This is a genomic window from Dyadobacter tibetensis Y620-1 (assembly GCF_000566685.1).
In the GTDB taxonomy this organism is placed as follows: Bacteria; Bacteroidota; Bacteroidia; order Cytophagales; family Spirosomataceae; genus Dyadobacter; species Dyadobacter tibetensis.
The window spans coordinates 347,122-368,713 of sequence record NZ_AZQN01000001.1 but is presented as its reverse complement, the minus strand read 5'-3'; the positions used below and the strand labels follow the sequence as shown (position 1 = coordinate 368,713).

The 21,592-nt window shown below is 41.8% G+C and carries 19 protein-coding genes; 9 read left to right on the top strand and 10 right to left on the bottom strand.

What is annotated here, in order from left to right:
* The first annotated feature begins 122 nt into the window (after window positions 1–122).
* From dnaK to X939_RS0101565, 3 genes are all read left to right on the top strand, one after another.
* Window positions 123–2,045 (top strand): molecular chaperone DnaK, encoded by a 1,923-nt coding sequence (dnaK, locus tag X939_RS0101575; protein WP_025761502.1) that lies wholly within the window; start codon window positions 123–125, stop codon window positions 2,043–2,045.
* Between the two features lie 164 nt (window positions 2,046–2,209).
* Window positions 2,210–2,434 (top strand): hypothetical protein, encoded by a 225-nt coding sequence (locus X939_RS0101570; RefSeq protein WP_025761501.1) that lies wholly within the window; start codon window positions 2,210–2,212, stop codon window positions 2,432–2,434.
* A complete protein-coding gene (locus tag X939_RS0101565) occupies window positions 2,431–3,243 on the top strand; it encodes a glucose 1-dehydrogenase (RefSeq protein ID WP_025761500.1) in 813 nt (270 codons plus the stop codon). The genes X939_RS0101570 and X939_RS0101565 overlap by 4 nt, the downstream gene beginning before the upstream one ends.
* A 166-nt stretch (window positions 3,244–3,409) precedes the next feature.
* On the opposite strand, the gene X939_RS0101560 is transcribed toward X939_RS0101565, so the two are convergent.
* Window positions 3,410–3,874 (bottom strand): BON domain-containing protein, encoded by a 465-nt coding sequence (locus X939_RS0101560; RefSeq protein ID WP_025761499.1) that lies wholly within the window; start codon window positions 3,872–3,874, stop codon window positions 3,410–3,412.
* A 478-nt stretch (window positions 3,875–4,352) separates the two neighbouring features.
* Here X939_RS0101560 and X939_RS0101555 point away from each other — a divergent pair, with 478 nt between their 5' ends.
* Window positions 4,353–5,015, top strand: a complete 663-nt coding sequence (locus tag X939_RS0101555; RefSeq protein WP_025761498.1) for a Crp/Fnr family transcriptional regulator — start codon at window positions 4,353–4,355, stop codon at window positions 5,013–5,015.
* Here the strand turns inward: X939_RS0101555 and X939_RS0101550 are convergent.
* The 7 genes from X939_RS0101550 to ruvC all read right to left on the bottom strand — a co-directional run bounded on the left by X939_RS0101550 (window position 5,005) and on the right by ruvC (window position 12,481).
* Window positions 5,005–5,391 carry a DUF3037 domain-containing protein gene (locus tag X939_RS0101550; RefSeq protein WP_025761497.1) on the bottom strand — a complete coding sequence of 129 codons (387 nt, stop codon included), beginning with the start codon at window positions 5,389–5,391 and terminating at the stop codon, window positions 5,005–5,007. The genes X939_RS0101555 and X939_RS0101550 overlap by 11 nt on opposite strands.
* Window positions 5,381–6,169, bottom strand: a complete 789-nt coding sequence (locus X939_RS0101545) for a HipA family kinase (protein ID WP_025761496.1) — start codon at window positions 6,167–6,169, stop codon at window positions 5,381–5,383. Before X939_RS0101545 ends, X939_RS0101550 begins: the two co-directional genes overlap by 11 nt.
* A 128-nt stretch (window positions 6,170–6,297) precedes the next feature.
* Window positions 6,298–7,872 (bottom strand): DHA2 family efflux MFS transporter permease subunit, encoded by a 1,575-nt coding sequence (locus X939_RS0101540; RefSeq protein WP_025761495.1) that lies wholly within the window; start codon window positions 7,870–7,872, stop codon window positions 6,298–6,300.
* A 51-nt stretch (window positions 7,873–7,923) separates the two neighbouring features.
* On the bottom strand, window positions 7,924–9,024 hold the full coding sequence (locus tag X939_RS0101535; RefSeq protein WP_025761494.1) for an HlyD family secretion protein: 1,101 nt from the start codon (window positions 9,022–9,024) through the stop codon (window positions 7,924–7,926).
* 26 nt (window positions 9,025–9,050) lie between these two features.
* Window positions 9,051–10,382 (bottom strand): TolC family protein, encoded by a 1,332-nt coding sequence (locus tag X939_RS0101530; RefSeq protein WP_025761493.1) that lies wholly within the window; start codon window positions 10,380–10,382, stop codon window positions 9,051–9,053.
* On the bottom strand, window positions 10,375–11,016 hold the full coding sequence (locus X939_RS0101525; RefSeq protein WP_025761491.1) for a TetR/AcrR family transcriptional regulator: 642 nt from the start codon (window positions 11,014–11,016) through the stop codon (window positions 10,375–10,377). The genes X939_RS0101530 and X939_RS0101525 overlap by 8 nt, the downstream gene beginning before the upstream one ends.
* An 874-nt stretch (window positions 11,017–11,890) precedes the next feature.
* Window positions 11,891–12,481: a crossover junction endodeoxyribonuclease RuvC gene (gene ruvC, locus X939_RS21960; RefSeq protein ID WP_044198182.1), complete on the bottom strand. Its 591-nt coding sequence runs from the start codon at window positions 12,479–12,481 to the stop codon at window positions 11,891–11,893.
* On the opposite strand from ruvC, the gene X939_RS0101510 reads away from it, so the two are divergent.
* Together X939_RS0101510 and X939_RS0101505 are read left to right on the top strand one after the other, a co-directional pair.
* Entirely contained in the window at window positions 12,480–13,493 is a 1,014-nt protein-coding gene (locus X939_RS0101510; protein ID WP_229235921.1) for a lysylphosphatidylglycerol synthase domain-containing protein, read from the top strand. The genes ruvC and X939_RS0101510 overlap by 2 nt on opposite strands.
* Window positions 13,483–14,655 carry a glycosyltransferase gene (locus X939_RS0101505; protein ID WP_229235919.1) on the top strand — a complete coding sequence of 391 codons (1,173 nt, stop codon included), beginning with the start codon at window positions 13,483–13,485 and terminating at the stop codon, window positions 14,653–14,655. Before X939_RS0101510 ends, X939_RS0101505 begins: the two co-directional genes overlap by 11 nt.
* Window positions 14,656–14,884: 229 nt before the next feature.
* On the opposite strand, the gene X939_RS0101500 is transcribed toward X939_RS0101505, so the two are convergent.
* Window positions 14,885–16,945, bottom strand: coding sequence for a choice-of-anchor A family protein (locus X939_RS0101500; RefSeq protein WP_025761487.1), 2,061 nt, complete (start codon window positions 16,943–16,945; stop codon window positions 14,885–14,887).
* A 285-nt stretch (window positions 16,946–17,230) separates the two neighbouring features.
* A complete protein-coding gene (locus tag X939_RS0101495) occupies window positions 17,231–18,043 on the bottom strand; it encodes an XRE family transcriptional regulator (RefSeq protein WP_025761486.1) in 813 nt (270 codons plus the stop codon).
* Window positions 18,044–18,323: 280 nt separating this feature from the next.
* Between X939_RS0101495 and X939_RS0101490 the strand changes: the two genes are divergently transcribed.
* The 3 genes from X939_RS0101490 to X939_RS0101480 are packed head-to-tail and all read left to right on the top strand — an operon-like array spanning window position 18,324 to window position 21,531.
* A complete protein-coding gene (locus X939_RS0101490) occupies window positions 18,324–19,211 on the top strand; it encodes a MerR family transcriptional regulator (protein WP_025761485.1) in 888 nt (295 codons plus the stop codon).
* Entirely contained in the window at window positions 19,208–20,698 is a 1,491-nt protein-coding gene (gene crtID, locus X939_RS0101485; RefSeq protein ID WP_025761484.1) for a bifunctional phytoene desaturase/3,4-desaturase, read from the top strand. The genes X939_RS0101490 and crtID overlap by 4 nt, the downstream gene beginning before the upstream one ends.
* The gene (locus X939_RS0101480; RefSeq protein ID WP_025761483.1) at window positions 20,695–21,531 is read left to right on the top strand and encodes a phytoene/squalene synthase family protein; all 837 of its coding nucleotides are present in this window, start codon (window positions 20,695–20,697) and stop codon (window positions 21,529–21,531) included. Before crtID ends, X939_RS0101480 begins: the two co-directional genes overlap by 4 nt.
* Window positions 21,532–21,592 lie beyond the last annotated feature (61 nt).

Here is a 21,592-nt window from a genome sequence, read left to right as displayed (position 1 = left end):
ACTTTGTCACCACAGCGGCTTATTCTCCGGTTTGGTACGGGGTTTTTAGTATTAAACCAAAGCTATAAGAGCTATCGAAAAATAAAGAGGACTTAATTTAAATAACCAAAATAACGATTCAAATGGGAAAAATAATTGGCATAGACTTAGGAACTACTAACTCCTGCGTGGCTGTCATGGAAGGTAACGAGCCTGTCGTAATAGCCAACAGCGAAGGAGCCCGCACGACCCCCTCCGTGGTTGCTTTCATGGATAATGGTGAGCGTAAGATCGGTGCGCCTGCCAAGCGTCAGGCAATCACCAATCCCAAGCATACTATCAGTTCGATCAAACGTTTCATGGGTAAGAAGTACAACGATGTATCCAGTGAAATGAAAACGATCGCTTATACCGTAGAACAAGGGCCTAATAACACTCCACGTGTACCCATCGGCGATCGCCTATATACTCCACAAGAAGTATCCGCCTTTATTCTTCAGAAAATGAAGCAGACCGCTGAAGATTATTTAGGACAGGAAGTAACCGAAGCAGTAATTACGGTTCCTGCCTACTTTAACGATGCAGAGCGTCAAGCTACCAAGGAAGCCGGTCAGATTGCCGGGTTGGATGTAAAAAGGATCATTAACGAACCTACGGCTGCGGCCTTGGCTTATGGTCTCGACAAGCAACACCAGGATATGAAAATCGCGGTTTTCGACCTTGGTGGTGGTACCTTCGATGTTTCTATCCTTGAGTTGGGCGATGGGGTTTTCGAAGTAAAATCTACCGATGGTGATACCCATCTTGGAGGGGACGATTTTGACCAGGTAATCATTAACTGGCTTGCCGACGAGTTCCAGAAAGATGAAGCAGTAGACTTGCGGAAAGATCCAATGGCGCTGCAGCGTCTTAAAGAAGCTGCGGAGAAAGCAAAGGTAGAGTTGTCCAGCTCTACTCAAACGGAAATCAACCTTCCGTATATTTTCCCAGTAGATGGTATCCCCAAGCACTTAGTACGTACACTTACTCGTTCGAAATTCGAACAATTAGCCGATACTTTGTTCCAGAGAATGATGGAGCCTTGTAAAAGAGCTATGAAAAATGCTGGCTATAGCAATAGTGACATAACGGAAGTGATATTGGTTGGGGGAAGTACCCGTATTCCAAAAGTTCAGGAAGAAGTTGAGAAATTCTTTGGCAGAAAACCTTCGAAAAATGTAAACCCTGATGAAGCTGTCGCCGTTGGTGCCGCTATTCAAGGAGGCGTTTTAACTGGAGAAGTGAAGGATGTACTTCTGCTAGACGTTATTCCATTGTCATTAGGAATAGAAACGATGGGTGGTGTTTCAACCAAATTAATTGATGCCAATACCACGATTCCAACTAAGAAAACGGAAGTATTCTCTACTGCCGCTGATAATCAGCCTTCTGTGGAAATACACGTCCTTCAAGGTGAACGCCCAATGGCCAATCAAAACAGGACTCTAGGTCGTTTCCATCTTTCTGACATACCACCGGCTCAGCGCGGAGTGCCTCAGATCGAAGTAACATTCGATGTGGATGCCAACGGTATCCTGAGTGTTTCGGCTAAGGACAAAGGAACCGGCAAAGAGCAGAAAATTAGAATTGAGGCATCAAGCGGTCTTACCGAAGAGGAGATCAATAAAATGCGTGAAGAGGCAAAAGCCAACGAATCGGCTGACAAGGCTGAACGCGAGAAAGTAGATAAAATTAACGCTGCTGACACCTTGATTTTCTCTACGGAGAAGCAACTTAAAGAATATGGCGATAAGCTTTCTGAAGGCAATAAAACGACCTTAGAAAGTGGTTTGACAGAGCTTAAAGCCGCTCATGCCGCCCAAAATATTGAAGGAATCGATGCTGCCATGGAAAAATTAAATGCGGCATGGCAAGCAGCCTCTCAGGAAATGTATGCTCAAGGCGCACCAGATCAAGGAGCTCCCGGAGCTGGTGCTGGTGCAGCCAATAATGGTGCTGAGAACTCGAATGCCTCTAGCGGAAATGCGGATGATGTAACTGACGTAAATTTCGAAGAAGTGAAATAAGCATTTAATATATATCTTAATCCCCATCTTTACGGATGGGGATTTTTTTTGCTCAATATGTCACGTTATGTGTAAAATTGTCGTATTTATATGGAAATTTCGACAGGTAGTGATGCTGGCATCCTTTTTACATTTATGTCACTGTCAACTAATTTATTAACACCATGATCAATAAGGAATCCATACACCAAGTACCAGAACTGATGTACCTCACTCCCACAACACGGGAACGTGCCTTGTTAATAGCTCAGGACCTGTTGAGTCACGAGAATATAGACCCGGTTAAGGCCTTAAGAAAATCAATTTTAATAGCAAAAAACTGGGCCGTCAAAAATATTAATCGGAAGGTGTGGAAGAAAATAAAATTTAATGAAAAAGACGTCTTATGAGCTATTCTGACCTTAAAAATAAAGTGGCCATTATTACAGGATCCAGTTCCGGTATAGGGCAAGCCTGTGTGGAATATTTAGGTTCTTTGGGAGCCAAAGTAGTGGTTAATTATGCCCGGAGCGAGGAGGAAGGGCAAGCTACCTTGGAGAAGATTCAAAAGGCAGGAGGCACTGGCATCCTTGTCCAGGCCGACGTGAGCAATGAAGCCGATGTGCAAAGGTTATTCTCAGAGACTGTAGAGGCTTTTGGACGAGTAGATATATTAGTGAGCAATGCCGGGATGCAGAAAGATTCATCTTTCCTTGACATGAGTCTCGACGAATGGAATAAGGTAATTGGCGTCAATCTGACAGGTCAGTTTCTTTGCACCCGCGAGGCTGCCCGACTTTTCGTGAAGCAGGCCAAAAATACACCGCCTTCAGAAGATGCCTGCATAGGGAAAATGATATTGATGAGCTCCGTGCATGACGTAATCCCCTGGGCGGGTCATGTTAATTACGCGGCTTCTAAAGGGGGCGTGTTGATGTTAATGAAAACACTTTCTCAGGAACTAGCCCCTATGAAAATCAGAGTTAATGCCGTTAGCCCAGGAGCCATCAAAACTGCTATTAATGAAGAGGTATGGTCCGATTCTGAGAAGAGCCAGGAATTACTTAAATTAATACCGTATAAAAGAATTGGAACGGCCCTGGATATTGCCAAAGCGGTTGCCTGGTTGTCTTCAGATGACTCAGACTACGTAAATGGTGCCACCATATATATAGACGGTGGAATGACACTTTATCCTGGATTTGCCGATAATGGGTAAGGATAAGCCCATTTTAAGGGGCGCAGAAGCTATTCCGGGCCAATTTAGTTGATGGCGTTTCTTGAAATAAGTGAAAGTTTCTCTCACTGGGGCATAAAACCCTGTCAAGGGACCCAACTGAATGTTACCCATTCTAACTGAAACTGAAAGTAGGCCAACAAGCCAGTTAGGAATGACTCATGCGCGAAAAGTTTCTTGAATAGGTAAGATTATTAATTATACTTTTCACCCCGGAAAGCTGATCTATCAGGGCAAATATTATCTGACGATCCTTTTCTTGACTTACTTTCCCATCTAAAAAAACGCGCCCTGCACTTACCAGCACCCTTACATTTTGATAGTAACGTAAACCTTCACCTAGGGTTTTCATTATCTGTTCTTTCAAACATCGATCTGCCTCCGACTCGGACATATCCATTTCCACACCTGCATCACAAAGAACCTTCATCTGGGGATATGCAGTGATAATTTCGAGAATTCGTCTCTTCTGTTCCTGATCGTGAAACTGACCGGTTATAATGGCCAGTTTTCCATCCAAGTCAATCTTCAACTTATTGTTGATACCGGATTCTAATTTTAGATCATCTATCTGTTGAAAGATATCAGATCTTATTTCTTCAATGGTTTTCATATTATTATGAGGAAATGAGTTAGACTATACAGAGTAGAAACGAGCTGGATATTTCCAGAGGCGAAGTAGAGCGAATACTATATACTGTCCCGGTTAAATGTCAGTAGAGAGGACAGGGAACTTGGTAAATCTGCTTTCAAATATTTTTGTCACCTGAAAAAGCAATTCGGCTACACAAATCTATTATGGATCATTTATAAATCAAAGTAAAATACTTAGATCTCATTAAATAAAACATTTTATAAAGTCATAGTACGAAGCTAAGTCGTACACGGGTCCATATTTCAAAATAGCATTTTCAGACCATAAACGAAGCTAAATATAATCAAAATAATACTATTTTTCTAGATAAAAAGCATAAAATCCTTATAAAATATAGACTTTGTAGACTGATCAGTCCATAAATATATATTAGATAAAGGGAACAAATAGCCATCCTGAAACGTAGCTCATACATTAGTAATTATTGTTTCATGATATGTCCGACACCATCCTACAGTTAATAGACCAGCACTTTCCCTATTTTGAATCCAGTTTAAAGAAACGGTTGGCTGACGCTTGCTCCTTGCGTCAATTCTCGGAGGGAGAAGTGCTGATGCGTACGGGTCAGCACTTTAAGCATGCCATGCTTATTGCGGGGGGCCGAGTGAAGCTTTATCGGCAGGGAGATGAGGGGAACGAGGTATTTATGTACGAATTGGCACCAGGTAGTGCATGTGCCCTATCGATGATCTGCGCGGCAAAGAACGAAGAGAGTCAAGTGATGGCGATGGCTATAGAAACAACCCTGGCAATACTGATCCCAGTGGCCTTGATGGATGAATTAATGAAAAATTACAAAAGCTGGTATTACTTTGTAATTGAGACATACCGTTCCCGTTTTGAAGAATTACTTAATGTCATCGATCATGTTGCTTTCAAGGGCATGGATGAACGTTTAGAATTTTATTTAAAAAATCAATTCAAAAAGATTAATTATACCGAGCTGAAAATTACCCATCAGGAAATTGCCAATGATCTGAATACTTCTCGTGAAGTCGTGTCTCGTTTATTAAAAAAGATGGAGCAAAATGGCGCCTTACGCCTTAACCGGAATGCTATAGAATGGCTGTCAGAACAGTCATCCTTACTTATAAACTGACCAATTCCTGAAATAATCGCTGTAGCGTTTTCTCCGGGTCGGATGTGAGACCTGGATGGACTCTGGAAGTTTGGATTACAGTACTCCGATTGGCGGTAAGCCATCGAAAACGGGCAGCTAAGGACAATAATCCTATTGGGCCGCTATCGGATTTGCCCTGGGCAATGGCATTAAAATTATTCAGATAACTTCTAATCTGATCCAAATCGGTATGCAGTTTAAGACATGCTAATCTAGACTCGTCTAAGGAGATTACCGTTTGCAGAAAATTCTTATTTGCACATAAAACAACGACTCCTACATTAATAAATTCTTCCCGTTCTACACAGGGAACAATTCTGATCAGTGCGTATTCGTATAAATACTTATTTTGCATGGCTGGCTTCCTTTACAAATTGTACAGACTGCTGTAGTCTGAGCAATAAAAATTCCAAATAGACCTGACGGTATTGATCCGCCTGCTCGAATACGCGATCGTTCAGCAGCCACTCATCAGGTATGAGCGATAGTATTTCCCATAATCGCTCTGAGGTTAGTATCGCATTAAACACTGGGCCTACCTTATCGATTTCCGAAGCCCTGGACAATAGGACATGATCTTTAATTTGCAGGAAAGGTTTAAGAGCACTCGTCTTCCAGCTCTCTATATTATGATGAAAATACAAAGAGGCGCCATGATCAATCAGCCATAACTGATGGTTCCAAAGCAACATATTTGTATTCCTGGCTGTCCTATCCACATTGGTAATGAGATGGTCCAGCCATACGATACCAGAAGCAGTATGTGCATCAATGGGTGTAGCTGCGGCATCGAAGGTCATAGAACCACTGAGGTAATGAACACCTAAATTTATACCGCAACTAGCTTTTAATAGATCCTGGATTTCTTCATCTGGCTCCGTTCGGCCGAATGCTTCATCTAATTCTGCAAAAACCATTTCGGGGACCCGGAAGCCTAGGCAACGGGCAATTTCTCCTCCGATAAAGTCAGCAATGAGCGCTTTTAACCCCTGCCCTGCTCCCCGAAATTTAAGGACATAGCGAAAGCCATCGTTACCCTCTACAATAGCTGGTAAAGAACCTCCCTCCCTTAAGGGCGTAATGTAGCGGTCCACAACAATGTTCCTAATTTGGGATTCTGCCTTTTGATTCATATCATTATTTAGCCTTGTTGAAGACGATTTTCAAACCTACATATCCCTTGTCGGATAGCTTAGGCAATAGCCTCGCTGGCCTCTGAGGGCAAATATAATCTATTTCCCTGATGGGTTCATAATGCCCTTTAGTGTAAGGCAGAAGTATCAACTTTGGTTTTACCCGTTTTAGTCATCAGAACAAATGGAATGCATATAAGGAATAAAACTCCTAAATAGAGAAATACGTCCATATAGGATAAAACAATCGCCTGTTTGCCAATGCTGAAGTCCATTAATTGATAACCGCTTCTCAATGCCTGGTCTGCACCCATTCCTTTATTCTGGAAATTTTGCTGCAAAGCTATAACGCGCTGTTGAGTAGCCGGGCTATTTACATCCAAATGACTTACCAGATCGCTCCGGTGCATCATGGTTTCGCGGGCTATAAAGGTCGTGATCATGGCTACTCCAAAAGAACCTCCTAACTGTCGCATCATTCCCGTAAAGGCAGCTCCCTCACCAATTTCAGCCCCTTTAAGAGTGGACAAAGCCAATGTTGTAATGGGAACAAATAATAAACCCAGCCCCACTCCCCTTATCAGCAGCATGTTGAAGAAGTCATCAGCCCCTGTGTCAGGTGTAAGAATCTTATAGCCCCAAAAGCTATAGATAAAGAAAAATAGCATTCCCGCCGCTACCAGATACTGCTGTCGAATACCCTTTTGAATTAATTGCCCAACAACCGGCATCATCATAGCCGTTACGATGGCTGCAGGTACCATAAGCATACCAGATTGAGTCGCTGTCCACCCCAAGGTCGCTTGGGTATATAAGGGGATAATAAATGTAGATCCATACAAGCCAAAGCCGAGTATGAACGACAGGATGGTACCCACTCTTAAATTTCCATTCTTCAGTACCCTCAGATTTACTATGGGATTTTTATAGGTCAACTCCCTCCAAATAAAGAAGTACAGTCCCAGCACGGCAGTAACTGTAAAAAAGACGATATGGCTATTATTAAACCAATCCTCCTCTTGGCCTCTTTCTAATACAAACTGCAAGGAGCCAACAGCAGTAGCTAGAAAAACAATTCCCCACCAATCAATCTCATTAGCCGATTTCTTTTTGGCAAATTTAGGACTCCGAACAAACTCGAGGGTCATCAATGCAGCAATTACCCCCAGTGGTATATTGATATAAAAGATATAAGGCCAACTAAAATTATCGACAATGTAGCCACCTAACGGAGGCCCTAGGGTAGGCCCAACGATGACCCCCAAGCCATATATAGCCTGCGCAACACCTCTTTTTTCAGGGGGATAACTCTCGGTTATCAGCGTTTGAGAGGTCACCAATAATGCTCCGCCTCCAATACCCTGTATCAATCTAAAAAGCACAAGTTCCCAGATCGTACCAGACTGACCACAGAGAAAAGATGCGACAGTAAAAATAATAATAGAGGCGGCAAAATAATTGCGTCGGCCAAACTGTTGAGACAACCAACTCGTCATGGGAACGATGATGACGTTACCAATAGCATAAGCTGTAATTACCCAGCTGACTTCGGACAAAGTACCGCCCATATTGCCACGCATGTCATTTAATGCCACATTTACAATGGTTGTGTCCACTATTTCCAATAAGGCACACAAGACCGCAGTTATGGTGATGATCACCCTTCTGGACCCATATTCGACCAGAGATTCTTGTAATTCCATAAATCCAATATAACAAGTGCCTGAGTTTTTAACCTCGCTGGCCTAAGCATCTTAATCTAATTCAACATCCACAAACACGTTCATCCCCGGCCGTAGTAAGGCTAACTGTGAGGCCTCTTGCTTTACAAATTCAATCTTAACTGGTAATCTCTGGACAACTTTGACAAAATTTCCGCTGGCGTTGTCTGGAGGTAGCAAAGCAAACCGAGCTCCAGTTGCGGGAGAAAAGGAAGCTACCTGTGCCTCGAAAATATGTTCGGGGTAGGCATCGACATGAATCTTGACAGTCTGACCTACCTTCATTTTGGAGAGTTGAGTCTCTTTAAAATTGGCAACTACCCATGGTTCATCTTTGGATATAATACTAAATAGCGTTTGTCCAGCCTGTAGAAATTGGCCTACCTGAGCATTTATTTTTGAGACCCGTCCGTCGGTGGGCGCGGTAATGACCGTATACGACAGCAATAGCTTGGCATTTTCAATTAGGGCTTGTTGTGCTTGAATATTAGCGGCAGCAACTTCTTTTTGCCGGGAAGTAGCCACGGTTTGGGTACCTGCTGCATTAGCCTGCCTTTCGGCTGCCTGCTTCTGTGCAACTAAAACGGCAAGTCCCCGTTCGGCTTTCTGCTTGGCTGCCTGGGCCTGTTCAAATTCTTGCTGAGTAATGGAGTGATCCTTAATCAGATTTTCATACCGGCTAAAATCTTGATTTGCGCGCCATACAGCTACCTTTGCTTCCTCAATCTGAGCCTGAACCACAGCTACGTTGGCCTGGTAGGTACTACCACTGGCTCTGGAGGCCTGAGTACTGGCATTGGCGACTGTTAAATTACTTTCGGAGCCCAACAGTCCCGCCATAGCCTGCTGAAGTTTAATTCGTTGATCCTTATCATCGAGAAGGACTAAAGTATCTCCCTTTTTTACCAGTTGATTATCTTCCACTTTGATCTGGGTGACATAACCAGATATCCGGGGAATAACAGGGCTGATATGGGCGTCAATTTGGGCATCGTCTGTTTCTTCATGATGCTGACCATGCAAATACTTGCTTATACCCCAGCTTCCACTAACCAATATCAATAAACCTAAAATAATAATAAAACGATTATTTGTCTTTTTAGGGCCTTCTTTAGGATTTTGATTGTTTTCCATTTCTTTATAATTAGGATCGAGAATAATCAGTTTTCTGATCTATCTAAATTGATAATTCCAGCAGCTTCCTGCAATTTCTTATAATGAAACCAGGCATCTGCCTTGGCCATTTCATAATTAATCTGCGATTGGACCTGGGCCACATCCGCATCAAGCAACTCGGTGGTGCTTACTAAACTATTATCATATTTGTTATTCGTAATTCTGAAATTTTCCTTCGCCTGCTGTTTGGCTTTTTCATAAACCCCAATTTTTTGCTTACTGGATATATAATGATAGTATGCAGAAGTCAATTCTGACTCTATTTGGTCAGTAATCATCCCTTCCACCGTTCTTAATTGAAACTCCTCTACTCGGGCCTTTTTAACCTTAGAATCATTCGTCCATAACGAGGCAATATTGTATCGGACGCCTATCCCAACATTCATCGCATTTGGAACCGTAACCAACCCCGGTAATCCAAGAGCCACATAGCCCGCTGTTAGGGCCACAGAAGGATACATATCCGCTCTGACTACCTTTACGTTGGAGTTGGCGGCCTTTTGTCTCTGGTGATTTGCAGCCAGATCTTTACGATGGCTAAGTGCTTGTTCGGACCACTGGGACAATGGACTGACCTCCGGAAGTTGATCAAAATATAACTCTTCAACTTCCAGTTGCGTTGAAGTGGGTAATCCTAGCATTAGGTTAAAATTAACCTGGGTAATCTTCAGCTCATTTTGAGCATCTAAAAGGGCGAGTTCAATATTTGATTCCTGCAATTTGACTTTCATTAAATCATTTCGTGCCAATAATCCATTCTTTTCTCTATCGGCAAACTTCTTCACTCTTTCTTGCTCACTTTTTAAATTTTCAGAAACCAGAACTACCGCTCGACTGGCCTTATAGAGATTACAATAGGCCTGAGCTACATTTAATATTACTGACTCACGATCTGTTAGTATATCGAGCTCGGTTGCTCGCTCCAAAAACCTAGCCGATTGGATAGCATACTTAAATCTAAATCCTGCAAAGATTGGAACACTGGTGCTAACCATGCCATACATAGCCTGGTGCAGAGCCATATTTCCCAATGCGTTGCTGCTATCTGTACCACTCTGGGGCAACTTCAAATTAACATTCGGGCTGTTTAATCTTAAATAGGTTGCACTCGCTTCGAGTGAAGGCAGTTGGCTTTCCCTTAATTCTCGAATCTGTAATGCTGCCAGGTCTAAATTGGCTTGACTGATTTTCAACTGCTTGCTATGCGACAAAGCCAAGCCCACGGACTCTTCCAAACTTATCCGTTTCACCCCCTGCCCTTTTGTAAGAAGTGGCATAGCCAGGATCAGGCAACTTCCAAGGATAATTTTAATCATTGCTAGTTTCATTACTCACAGTATTAATAAAAATATTCTTTAAATGCACCTTTAATTTCATAATCATCATTTCGATATACTCTTCTTCCGTTAAATGATCTAATTGATTAATTTTCTTATAGAAAGCCTTATTGGCAATCGCCTGATTGACCGTACCATATACCGTGGTAAGAATCAGACTAAGATCGTGCTCCTCCTTAAATATTCCTTCTCGGTAGCCCATATCGAGCATTTGACGCATAAGCTCGATATTCTTCATTTTCAAGTTCATAATATGCTCTGATATCGCTAAACTTCGCTGGGCAGACAACTGCTCACGCATCATGATACTATGAAAATTCTGGCTTCGCATTAATCGCTCCACTATGCCATCGATCCAAATACTTACTTTTTGTAGGGCATTTAATTCCGAGTTTTGGAGTATACTCATCAAAGTAGACTGAGTTTCTACCATTCTGACATCAAATAAGGCTTCAATCAATTTTTCTTTCGAGCCGAAATAATAAGAGATCATAGATATGTTAATCTTTGCCTCCTGCGCAATATCTCGAATAGAAGCCCCTTCGAAGCCCTTTTTCGCAAAAAGAGCCTCGGCGACCGAAATGATCTGAAGTTGCTTTGGTCCGTATTCCATATATATTTTGTGTTAGGGTCTAAATCTCGGCGTAAAGTTAAGTGCAGCAGGATATATAATCAAACAAACGTTTAATTATTTTAAACAACTGTTTTATAATGATAATTTTGACCGAATAATTTAAATAATTCCAATTTCGGCTAACCGGCTTCTCAATAAGATCTCCTCTTACTAATAGCGGTCATCATGAAAACTATGTCCCACTTATAATCAATTGGCAAGGTTCGAATTATTTCTAGAGGCCGACCTTTCCTGGTACTGAATCGATCAGCCAACAGATTACCGCTGTCCTCATCATGCTGCATTATGAATAAAGATTTTCAGTATGCATGAGCACTAGTGCGTGTCTCCCTTCCTTATCTTTCCGATTCTCAGACTGGGCGCTACCGCGGTCACGTGCAGTTACTGCCAACCCTTGCCCATGCCATCAGGAGGAGCACCAAGATTTATCCTTATGATCGAACAGGGAGTTTGTTTCACCCGGAAGATTTGGGAAGGAATATGCATTTGGCTGCAGGAAGACTTGCTCCATCGCAGATGATATAAAACGATGGAGTTCCTTTTTGCACAGTTCAAAAGGAATGGCTGATACTTGGCTACAGACCATGAGTTCGTCCCCATACCACTAGGCAACAAGCCAATTCTGATGACAAACGCTATGGACTGATCTTTTAACTGAAGATTCCAAACAGAATATGGGCACTTTTCGCAGCATTTCAGGTCTTGAGGTTGCCAATTTTACTACCTGGATAGAAGTTTTAGCTTATCAGATCACGAAAATATTGCCAGATCAGCGACCAAAATTCAGGAGATTTTAAGGGTAGTAATGAAGCCATAAATATTTAGAGAAGGTTCAAACCTTAGCGCATAGTTTCTATTTGAGACGTTCAGGATTCTCGCTTATAAAAGCACTCCATCCACCTTTTTTAGACTTACCGGCCTTGGTTGTTCCCGTTGACGCGGGGGAATTGGCATGATAATGATGGCAGATAGCAATGGCAATACCATCGGTAGCATCCATAAACTCTCTTGAAAGCTCCATTTTAAGAATTTTTTCTAACATATACGCCACTTGTTCCTTGGAGGCATTTCCACTGCCCGTTACCGATTGTTTTATTTTTCGAGGGGCATATTCTACAATGGGTATGCTACGGGCAAGAGCCGCCGCCATAGCCACTCCTTGCGCTCGGCCTAGCTTGAGCATTGATTGAGGATTCTTACCGAAGAATGGATCCTCAATGGCCATTTCATCGGGGAGGTAATCCTCGATCAACTGAGTGATCCTTTCAAATATTTTTTTAAGTTTGAGCTCATGCGTACTATATTTGCTCAAATGTATGACGCCATATTGAATAAGCGATATTTGCTGGCCACTCACGGCTATCACCCCATAGCCCATCACCTGTGTACCCGGATCTACTCCGATGATCACCTTTTCCTTATTATTTGCCAGTATGCTTTTCATGATGATTCAAGATAAAAAAACAAACACATCCCTCCCTTCATTTCGTTGGAAGAAATTAGTTGTTCTGGCAAAATTAACGATAACTGGATTAATTCTCAGTTATATCTTTCAGACCTTTCAACGCGAACAGAAGGGGCTATCCGATATTCTGGTAAGCCTAAATAAAGTCTGGAGTAACGATAACCTTCTCATTATCATACTATTGGTTATACTAATCCCCCTTAATTGGGCATTAGAAAGTCTGAAATGGCAGACTTTGGTGAACAAAATCTTTAAAATTTCATTCTGGCAGGCCTTTAGAGGCACACTGACAGGCCTGGCGGTAGGTGTGGCCGTTCCCGCCCAAGTGGGCGATACCTTAGGTCGCCTGGGCGCCTTACCCTCCCAGAATAGGATGAGAGCCCTTGGAGCCGCTCTAGTCTCAAACGGCATTCAGTTTTATGTTTCTATTGTAGGCGGAACCCTAGGATGGCTTGCTATTTCCGACCGAATCGGCCTACCAAACAGCCAACAAGACTCTATATTGACACTATTGATATGTTTATGTCTGATGGGAGTTCTTATTGGAATTTTCAGAAAAAACCTGATCTCTTTTAACACCCGAAAACCTTTTCTGATCCGTATAAAAACATACCTATCCGTAATTGGAGCGTATAAAAGTCAACATTTATTATACGCTACGTTTTTGGGAGGGCTAAGGTATCTGGTGTTTTTAGGACAGTTTTTGCTAGCCCTGTCACTTTTCCACTTTCCTGTCGATACAGCCTCCCTGGCTTCATGTGTTTCCTTGATATTTTTGGTCAAAACCATCCTGCCAGCCATCAATATAATAGGCGATCTGGGCATCCGGGAATTCACGGCCTTATATGTTTTCCAATCATTTTATTTACCAGTTGAAGAGGTTCTCGCGGCCACCTTTCTAATATGGGTAGTGAATGTGCTGGGTCCTTTATTTATTGGAATGTATTTGTTGTGGAAGGTGAAAATCAAAAGAAATTATTTTGGAAAATAATCATATGCTGGTGATTTCATTTAATATGTTGCTTGGAATGGGGATATTGATTCTCCTAATTTGTTACGCCCTATTTACCTTAGGTCTGGCCATAAGTTGGCATAGAATAAAAAATGTTAACACATCGACACCCGATTCATTGCCCAGAACCAAGTTTACCATTATCGTTCCGGTTCGGAATGAGGAGAAAAATATAAGGGCACTAATTGAGGATTTGGAGGCTCAGAACTACCCGAAAGCCCTTTATGAAATCCTGATTATGAACGATGGATCTACAGATGGTACTGCCCAACTGGTGCAAGCCAAGATGGAGACTTCCGTATGTCAGCTCCGGCTCATTGATCTCCCAGTACACGCTAGCAAATCGCCTAAGAAAAGAGCCATTGAAACGGGTGTTAACCTTGCCTCAGGACAGCTCATTACCACGACGGACGGAGATTGCCGCGTAGGGCCATTCTGGCTACATAGTTTGGCAATGGCATATGAGACGACGAACCATAAGCTCCTTAGTGGCCCTGTTACCTTCTTACCAGAATCGAGCCTGACAGACCACCTACAAACTATTGAATTTGCCAGTTTGGTAGCTAGTGGAGCATGTTCGCTATCGGAAGGCTACCCTTCCATGTGCAATGGTGCGAATCTTACCTACGAAAAAGAGGCATTTCTTTCGGTTGGGGGATTTTCAGGCGTTGATCACCTTGCATCTGGCGACGACGAATTTTTAATGCATAAAATTGCAAATCAGTTTCCTGGGAGGTTGGGCTTTGTAAAAATGCAGGAGGCCATTGTATATACGGGAGCTCACCAGACTTGGCCTTCTTTTTTCCAGCAAAGAAAAAGATGGGGTAGCAAATGGAAACACTATAAAAGCCTCACACCAAAGGTATTGGCCATTTTCATATTTATCTCCAATTTTTCGTTACTTGCCCTCAGTATTCTGGCACTCACAGGTTTCGTTCCCATTTCTATAATGCTTTGGGGTTGGCTCCTGAAATGTCTGGCAGAATGGATTTTTCTGATTCCCGTACTGCAATTTTTTGGTAAAACGACTTCTTTACCCTACTTAATACTTACCCAGTTGGTCTATCCTTTCTATGTAAGTTATTTTGGCCTGGCGGCCCAGGACAAGCATTATATATGGAAGGATCGGCAGCTTAGCTGAATTGCTGATATTACTGCTCTTACCCGAAAAAGCGGGAGTGGCTTACGCCACTCCCGCCAAAAGATTTCACAAGTTGAGTAGTAAAGTCTATTTGAATGGAATCAACAGCTATCCTATTTTTTAGCTTTAATATTGTCTGATAGCCCGACTTGGCTTATGATAATCAGACTGGTTTGGTTCGCTTTAAAATACCTATCCATTCCGGCACTCCGATCCTAGGTGCACTAATTTATTGCTTGTAAAACTTACTTACAGTTTGGCCAGAGCTATTGACCACCCTAAGAATATAAGTACCCGAGTCCAGTCCACCAACCGGTACGACTATATCCTTAGTGGAAGATTTAGGAGCCCACCGTATAATCTGCTTTGATTGGGTGTTGTAAACTTCCAGAATCTTTAAATCAGATTGGCTTCGTACATTCACCTCACTAATAGCAGGGTTGGGATATACCATCACAGACTGCTCTACAGCGCATCCTTGTTCGGCAATAGCCTTGATGTTACTATATTCAAAACTTCCATCCAGATCGACCTGTTTCAAACGATAATATTGTGTTCCTGCCTGAGCAACCTCCTGAGTATAGGGGCGATCGGTAAGGCTATATTTATTTTGGGCAGAAGTAAAAGTTATTTCTTTTATCAATTCGAAAGAACGTGCATTCGAAGAGCGCTCAACTTCAAAGTGAGAGAAGTTTTCAGCCTCAGCCACTTCCCATTTCAACTGTATTTCGCAATTAACATTTTCCGCTTCAAAACGTACCAGTTTGACAGGCAAAGGCGTATCAGAAGTGGGCGTGGTACTACAGGTGTTCGTGGAGCTAGGATAGGTAATATCAAAGGTAGTTGATGGGGTAAGCGTTACACGTACTTTGGAACCTGCCTGCTTAATGGATCCGTTCAAATCATCAACTTCCTTCCATTTCCCATCCACCTTAACCCATCCCGGCCAGGCAATCCCTTTGCCATCGGCATCTACTGCTGCTCCGGGAAACAGGATATTACCGTTTAAGGGCTGATTTGTCTCTGTCTTCACTACCTGTCCCGAAGGATTGATCCATTCTATCTTAGCCATGGCACCAGCAGCATCATAATTGGGTGTAATAGTATAGGCCATCCAAGCAGCATCCTTTTCACAGTAAGAATTTCCCGAGGCCGTTATTGTTTTGTCCTCTGGGAGGGGTACTGAAGGCTGGAAAGGCCAAAAGTGAATTTCATCGGATAGGTGTACAAATTCAGCTGCGATGATCTGCCCATTTATATTCCCATTATTTTCCTTGGTAAGCTTCGCCTGAGGTGCCATTATTGTACCAGATATTTGGGCGTTTCCACCGATAGATAAGGCTCCGACGGCATCAGGAAAATTATATAGCACATAGCTGCCTTGAGCATCATTAAGCCCTCCAAAACCTGGAAAATTTATCTTCTTATTAAAAGAGGGGAAATCCACAATATTAACTATCAAAGCAAATTTCGTATTAGGGATAGGATCCCCTATCTTCGATGGTCCCGACGGTATACCCTCAATATTAATGTTATTAATGGAATTCCATAATTCAGCTGACACGGTTAAAACGTTGACCTTATTGGGGTCCACAATTATTTTGGGATTGTTTCCAAATTGATTGGAAGCGCTGTAAGGTCCCACCTCAGCTCCAGAAATTATCCTACCATTCTGATCCCTGATTGGCAAATTGTCTGCTAAGGTTGCTAATTTGGCAGAGTTGGAAATCATATTGGTAAAGGCCCCATCCATGTCGATTTGAGCCAGACCCGTTCCAAAAACATTCTGACAAACCGGATTATTGGAATCACTTAGTTCGGCTCCCCCAAAAGAAGTGGCGGAAGCATTGATGGTAATGTTTGGGTTTGAACTGTAAGATTTTCCTGATTCAGTAATTCTAATAGTAGAAGCCGCACCATTATTGTCACGATACCAGGTCTTAAGTGGAGTTGGACTCGTACAGTTTCCAATTTTAATATAATTCGTACCATTAATTGTGAGCGAACCACTGTTCAATTTAATCCCCCCTCTGACCGCCAAACCAATAGACGCCCCTCCGCTAAAGAATACACCATTCGCTTTATCAAAACTGATTTGATATTGGTTGGTAGTAAGATCACCACCGATGGCCACCGGGCCTTCCGTTTCAGAGGATTTTAATATCGTATTTCCTTTAACGAAAATATTAAATTTCATAGCTGGAGCTGTCGGGCTCTGAGCCAAAGAGATACTGCAAACCAGTAAAAACAGGATGGATAAAACCTTCGATTTTTTTAGTAAAATATGCATAGTTGATTAGGGTTTATTTTTCCACAAATCTAACGGAGCATACTTAAAGGCTAAAAAAAATGGTCTAAACCTATGTTTTATTGAGGTTAACCAGACCGTTTCGGGGGTCTGCTTTTAAAACCATGAGGGGCCTTCCAGATCTGCGACATAGGAACCCCAAAGACTATTACACACAATTTTTCATACTGGATTATACTTCTATATATGTTTCGACATATAAATTAAGAATTACTACATTCCTTGTTCGAATTCTATCTATTTATCCAATATTTACTATAAACAAATCTATTTTTCTCCCTTTTTAAGATCGCTAATTTCAGATTTCATTTCCTGTAACATTTTTAATAATATCTGGAGGTCAGTCTGAGGCTCTGGTAAGGATTTACTTAGGAAGCTATAATATTCCCATACTTCGAGGACTTCCGTTACAGGGACCGTATAAGCGAAATACTGTTTATTAAAGGACTGGAGCAAAACAGAACCATCGTTCTGAAATGTTACCTGCTTAAATACAAATTCCTGTTCACCTTTCAGTATGACAATACAAGCAGTTTCAGGCTTGATATTGGTCCAGTCCTGTACGTATCTGGCAATAATGTCACTTCCTTCCGGAATAGGCAACATACTGTCACCAATGGTAGGAAACATACGAAATGTACCATTACGGGGAAGATTGGGAAGGTTAAACTTAGGGAGGGAAGCTAAAAACTCAGGGTCACTATAGCCAGCCCTGTAGCCTGCTTTGGCTTTAACCGGCACATATTCTATATTCTCTTTGTCCTCCTTATCTACTGTGATAGCCAATACTCTAATATTCTCCCCTTTCATAAACAAGGCGCTGCCCTGTTCAAGGTCTCTAAGTTTTCCTTCGGAAAGCTTAGTAAGATCTATTTTCAACAAACTATCAATACTCATTTTAAAAAATTCAGAAAAATTAATTAAGTCATCTATCGTAGGATTCGCCGTACGACCACTCTCATGTGCATTAAGCTTGACTCTGGAAATTCCCAACTTCTCGGCTAGTGCCTCCTGGCTTAACTTATACCTTATTCTCAAGAATTTAATATTAACTGCCCAGTAAATCGCCTGATTCTTCATTTAAATAGTGTTTAGTGTTACAAAGATATTAGCAGTATCAAATATATCTATTTTTTTGATACTTTCAATTCTTATCATTCTTTTTTTACAATACAACCCTCTGAAAATAAATTAATAACGTATAGAGCCTTCATCTTTTACGCTTCCGCCATTACTCTTTTAAATGCGGGTAGTCGAGAGGTCTAAGGGCTCATACCATTAAATTTTCCTAGAAATAAAGTCGTAACATTTTTAAATGTATTTTTGTTTAACTATTTTTGATAAACATTAAACAAAAAGAATGGGGAGTTATTCAATTAAAGACCTAGAAAGGCTAACGAATCTTAAGGCCCATACCATTCGGATATGGGAGCAACGATATAATATCCTGTCGCCGGGTCGCACAGAAACGAATATCCGCACTTACTCCGACGATGATTTAAAAAAAATATTAAATGTGGCCATGCTGGTTGACACTGGCATGAAAATTTCAAAAATAGGCTTGTTAGCCAAAGAAGAAATTGAAGCACTCGTTCTTCAAAGCTGGGAAAATCAAGCCCCTACCGAGGGCAAAATAACGGTAGCAATTAAGAAGGCCATTCTATTAATGACACAATTCGATCAAGACAACTTAGATTTACTGATAGACAAATTGGAAGAGGAAATAGGCTTGGAAGAGACCTATGAAAAATTCCTATATCCACTTCTTGTAAAATCTGGTCTGTTATGGGTAAGCGATCGGATAATCCCTGCACAGGAACATTTCTTATCCAATATTATAAGAAAAAGGCTCTTTACGGCTATAAGCTCATTAAGACCCACCGAGGGCAATGGCCAAACCTGGATTCTCTTTCTTAATGAAAGGGAAGATCATGAAATCGGTCTACTTTTTTCACATTATATCATCAGCAGACAAGGGGGGAAGGTAGTCTATCTAGGCTGCCGAGTCCCCCTTCCTAACTTACAAAAAGTGGTGGAGATTTGTAACCCCACTCACCTCTGTACCTTTATCGTAAGTAACCAGAGTGTGGAATATATAGAACACTTTTTATTATCTTTAGTAGAATCTTTTCGAAATGTCAAGATTTGCGTGGCAGGGCAAAGTCACCCCTCAGCCTCTTCTAATTACCCGCGACAAATAGAATTCATCAACAGTATAGACGCCCTAAAACTACAGTTAGAACAATGAAAAAACTTAGGCCCTCCATAGCAGTATTAGGAGCTGGATTTGCCGGCTTATCAGCCGCGGCTATATTAGCAAAAGAAGGCGCTGAAGTGACGGTATACGAAAAAAATGAATCCTGCGGAGGCCGGGCCAGGTCATTTGTTCAACAAGGATTTCGATTCGATATGGGGCCTTCCTGGTTCTGGATGCCTGATGTATATGAACGCTATTATAATTTATTTGGATATACAACTTCCGACTTCTACGACCTTAAAAAGCTAGATCCTGGCTTTGCCGTTGTTTTTGCTAATCAGGAGGTAGTAGATATCCCTGCCGATTTTGAAGCCATTTGTCGATTATTCGAAGAAATAGAAAGAGGAGCAGGAGAAAATTTAATTCGATTTATGGCAGATGCGGCATATAAGTATGAGGTAGGGGTTGGAGATATGGTATATAAACCCGCTCATTCTGTCAGAGAATTTATGGACTTTTCTTTGGTAAAAGATGCTTTCCGATTACAGATATTTTCCTCATTCAGCAACCATATTCGCCGGTATTTCAAGGATCCCCGACTATTGGCAATCATGGAATTTCCCGTTTTATTTTTAGGTGCAATGCCATCGGACACCCCTGCCATGTACAGTCTGATGAATTATGCTGGATTAAAACAAGGTACCTTTTACCCCATGGGGGGATTCGCCAAAGTGGCAGAATCGTTTCATAAAATTGCTCAGGAAAACGGTGTTAATATCATTTATAATCAAACGATAGACAGGATCAACATAAAAAATGATAAAGTAGTTGGCATTCAGTCGGCAGAAAAGCAGTATTTGACGGATGCTCTCATAGGATCAGCAGACTACGCGCATATTGAAGGTTCGCTGCTTCCCAAATCGCATCAGTCCTACCCCAAAGAATATTGGGATGGTCGAACCTTCGCCCCCTCCTCCCTTATTTTTTATTTAGGCATCGGCAAGAAATTAAATCGATTAAGACACCATAACTTGTTTTTCGAAGAAGATTTTAAGGGTCACGCCCAGCAAATATACAAAACCCCGGAATGGCCTCATAAGCCATTATTTTATGTCTGCTGCCCATCCCGAACCGATCCTGAGGTAGCTCCGGAGGGCAAAGAAAATATTTTCATACTCATGCCCATCGCCATCGGCTTGGAAGATACGGAAGCTTTACGGGAAACCTATTTTGATATGCTGATGGAGCGGTTAGAAAAATTTGCGGGAGAACCTATACGACCAAGAATTGAGTATAAAAGAAGTTATTGCGTAAAAGATTTTATCATGGATTATAATGCCTTTAAAGGCAATGCTTATGGCCTGGCAAACACCTTGATGCAAACCGCCTTTTTCAAACCTAAAATGCGCAGTAAAAAGGTTGCAAATCTTTATTATGCCGGCCAACTTACAGTGCCGGGCCCAGGGGTTCCTCCTTCTATAATCTCAGGGCAAATTGCAGCTCAAGAACTACTCAAATCCCTAAATTTAGATGTATGAAAATTCTCTTCGACAACTTATCGGACGCCTGTAGCAAAAAAACCACGCAACTATACAGCACGTCTTTCTCTCTAGGGATTTATTTCCTAAAACCCGCCCTTAGAAATCCTATATACGGTATCTACGGATTTGTAAGACTTGCCGATGAAATTGTCGATAGCTTTCACGACTATGACAAAGATGCCCTTATGTGCAAGATTAGAACGGATACTGAGCTGGCCCTGGAAAATCAGATCAGTATTAACCCTATTTTGAATAGCTTTCAACATGTCGTACATCGCTATAATATTGAATGGGAATTAATTGACACCTTTCTTAAAAGTATGGAGATGGACCTAAAAGACATATCTTATACCAGTGAAAGTTACAATCAATACATATTGGGTTCTGCGGAAGTAGTTGGGCTGATGTGCCTGAGGGTATTTACTGAAGGAAATCAACGGCAATATGAGCAACTCAAACCTTATGCGATGAAGCTGGGGGCGGCATTCCAGAAAGTTAACTTCTTACGCGACCTGAAGGCCGACTATCAGGTTCTGGGTCGTACTTATTTCCCGGGGGTTAACTTCAATCATTTTTCCAAAGCCGATAAGGAAAAAATTGAAATGGAGATAGATAGTGATTTTGCAGAGGCGCTGGTCGGAATACGGATGCTACCAGCGGGAGCACGCAGAGGAGTATATCTGGCCTACTATTACTATTTTAAATTGTACTTACGAATTAAAGCTACCCCACCTGAAAAGGTAATGAATGCCCGGATCAGAATACCCGATTTTAATAAAATCGGCCTTATGTGTAGATCCCTTTTAAGACATCAGTTTAATCTTTTATAGGTTAGGACAATTGTTGGATAAGGAACAAATGATGCTAAGCGCCTGTTTTCTGCTCAGACAA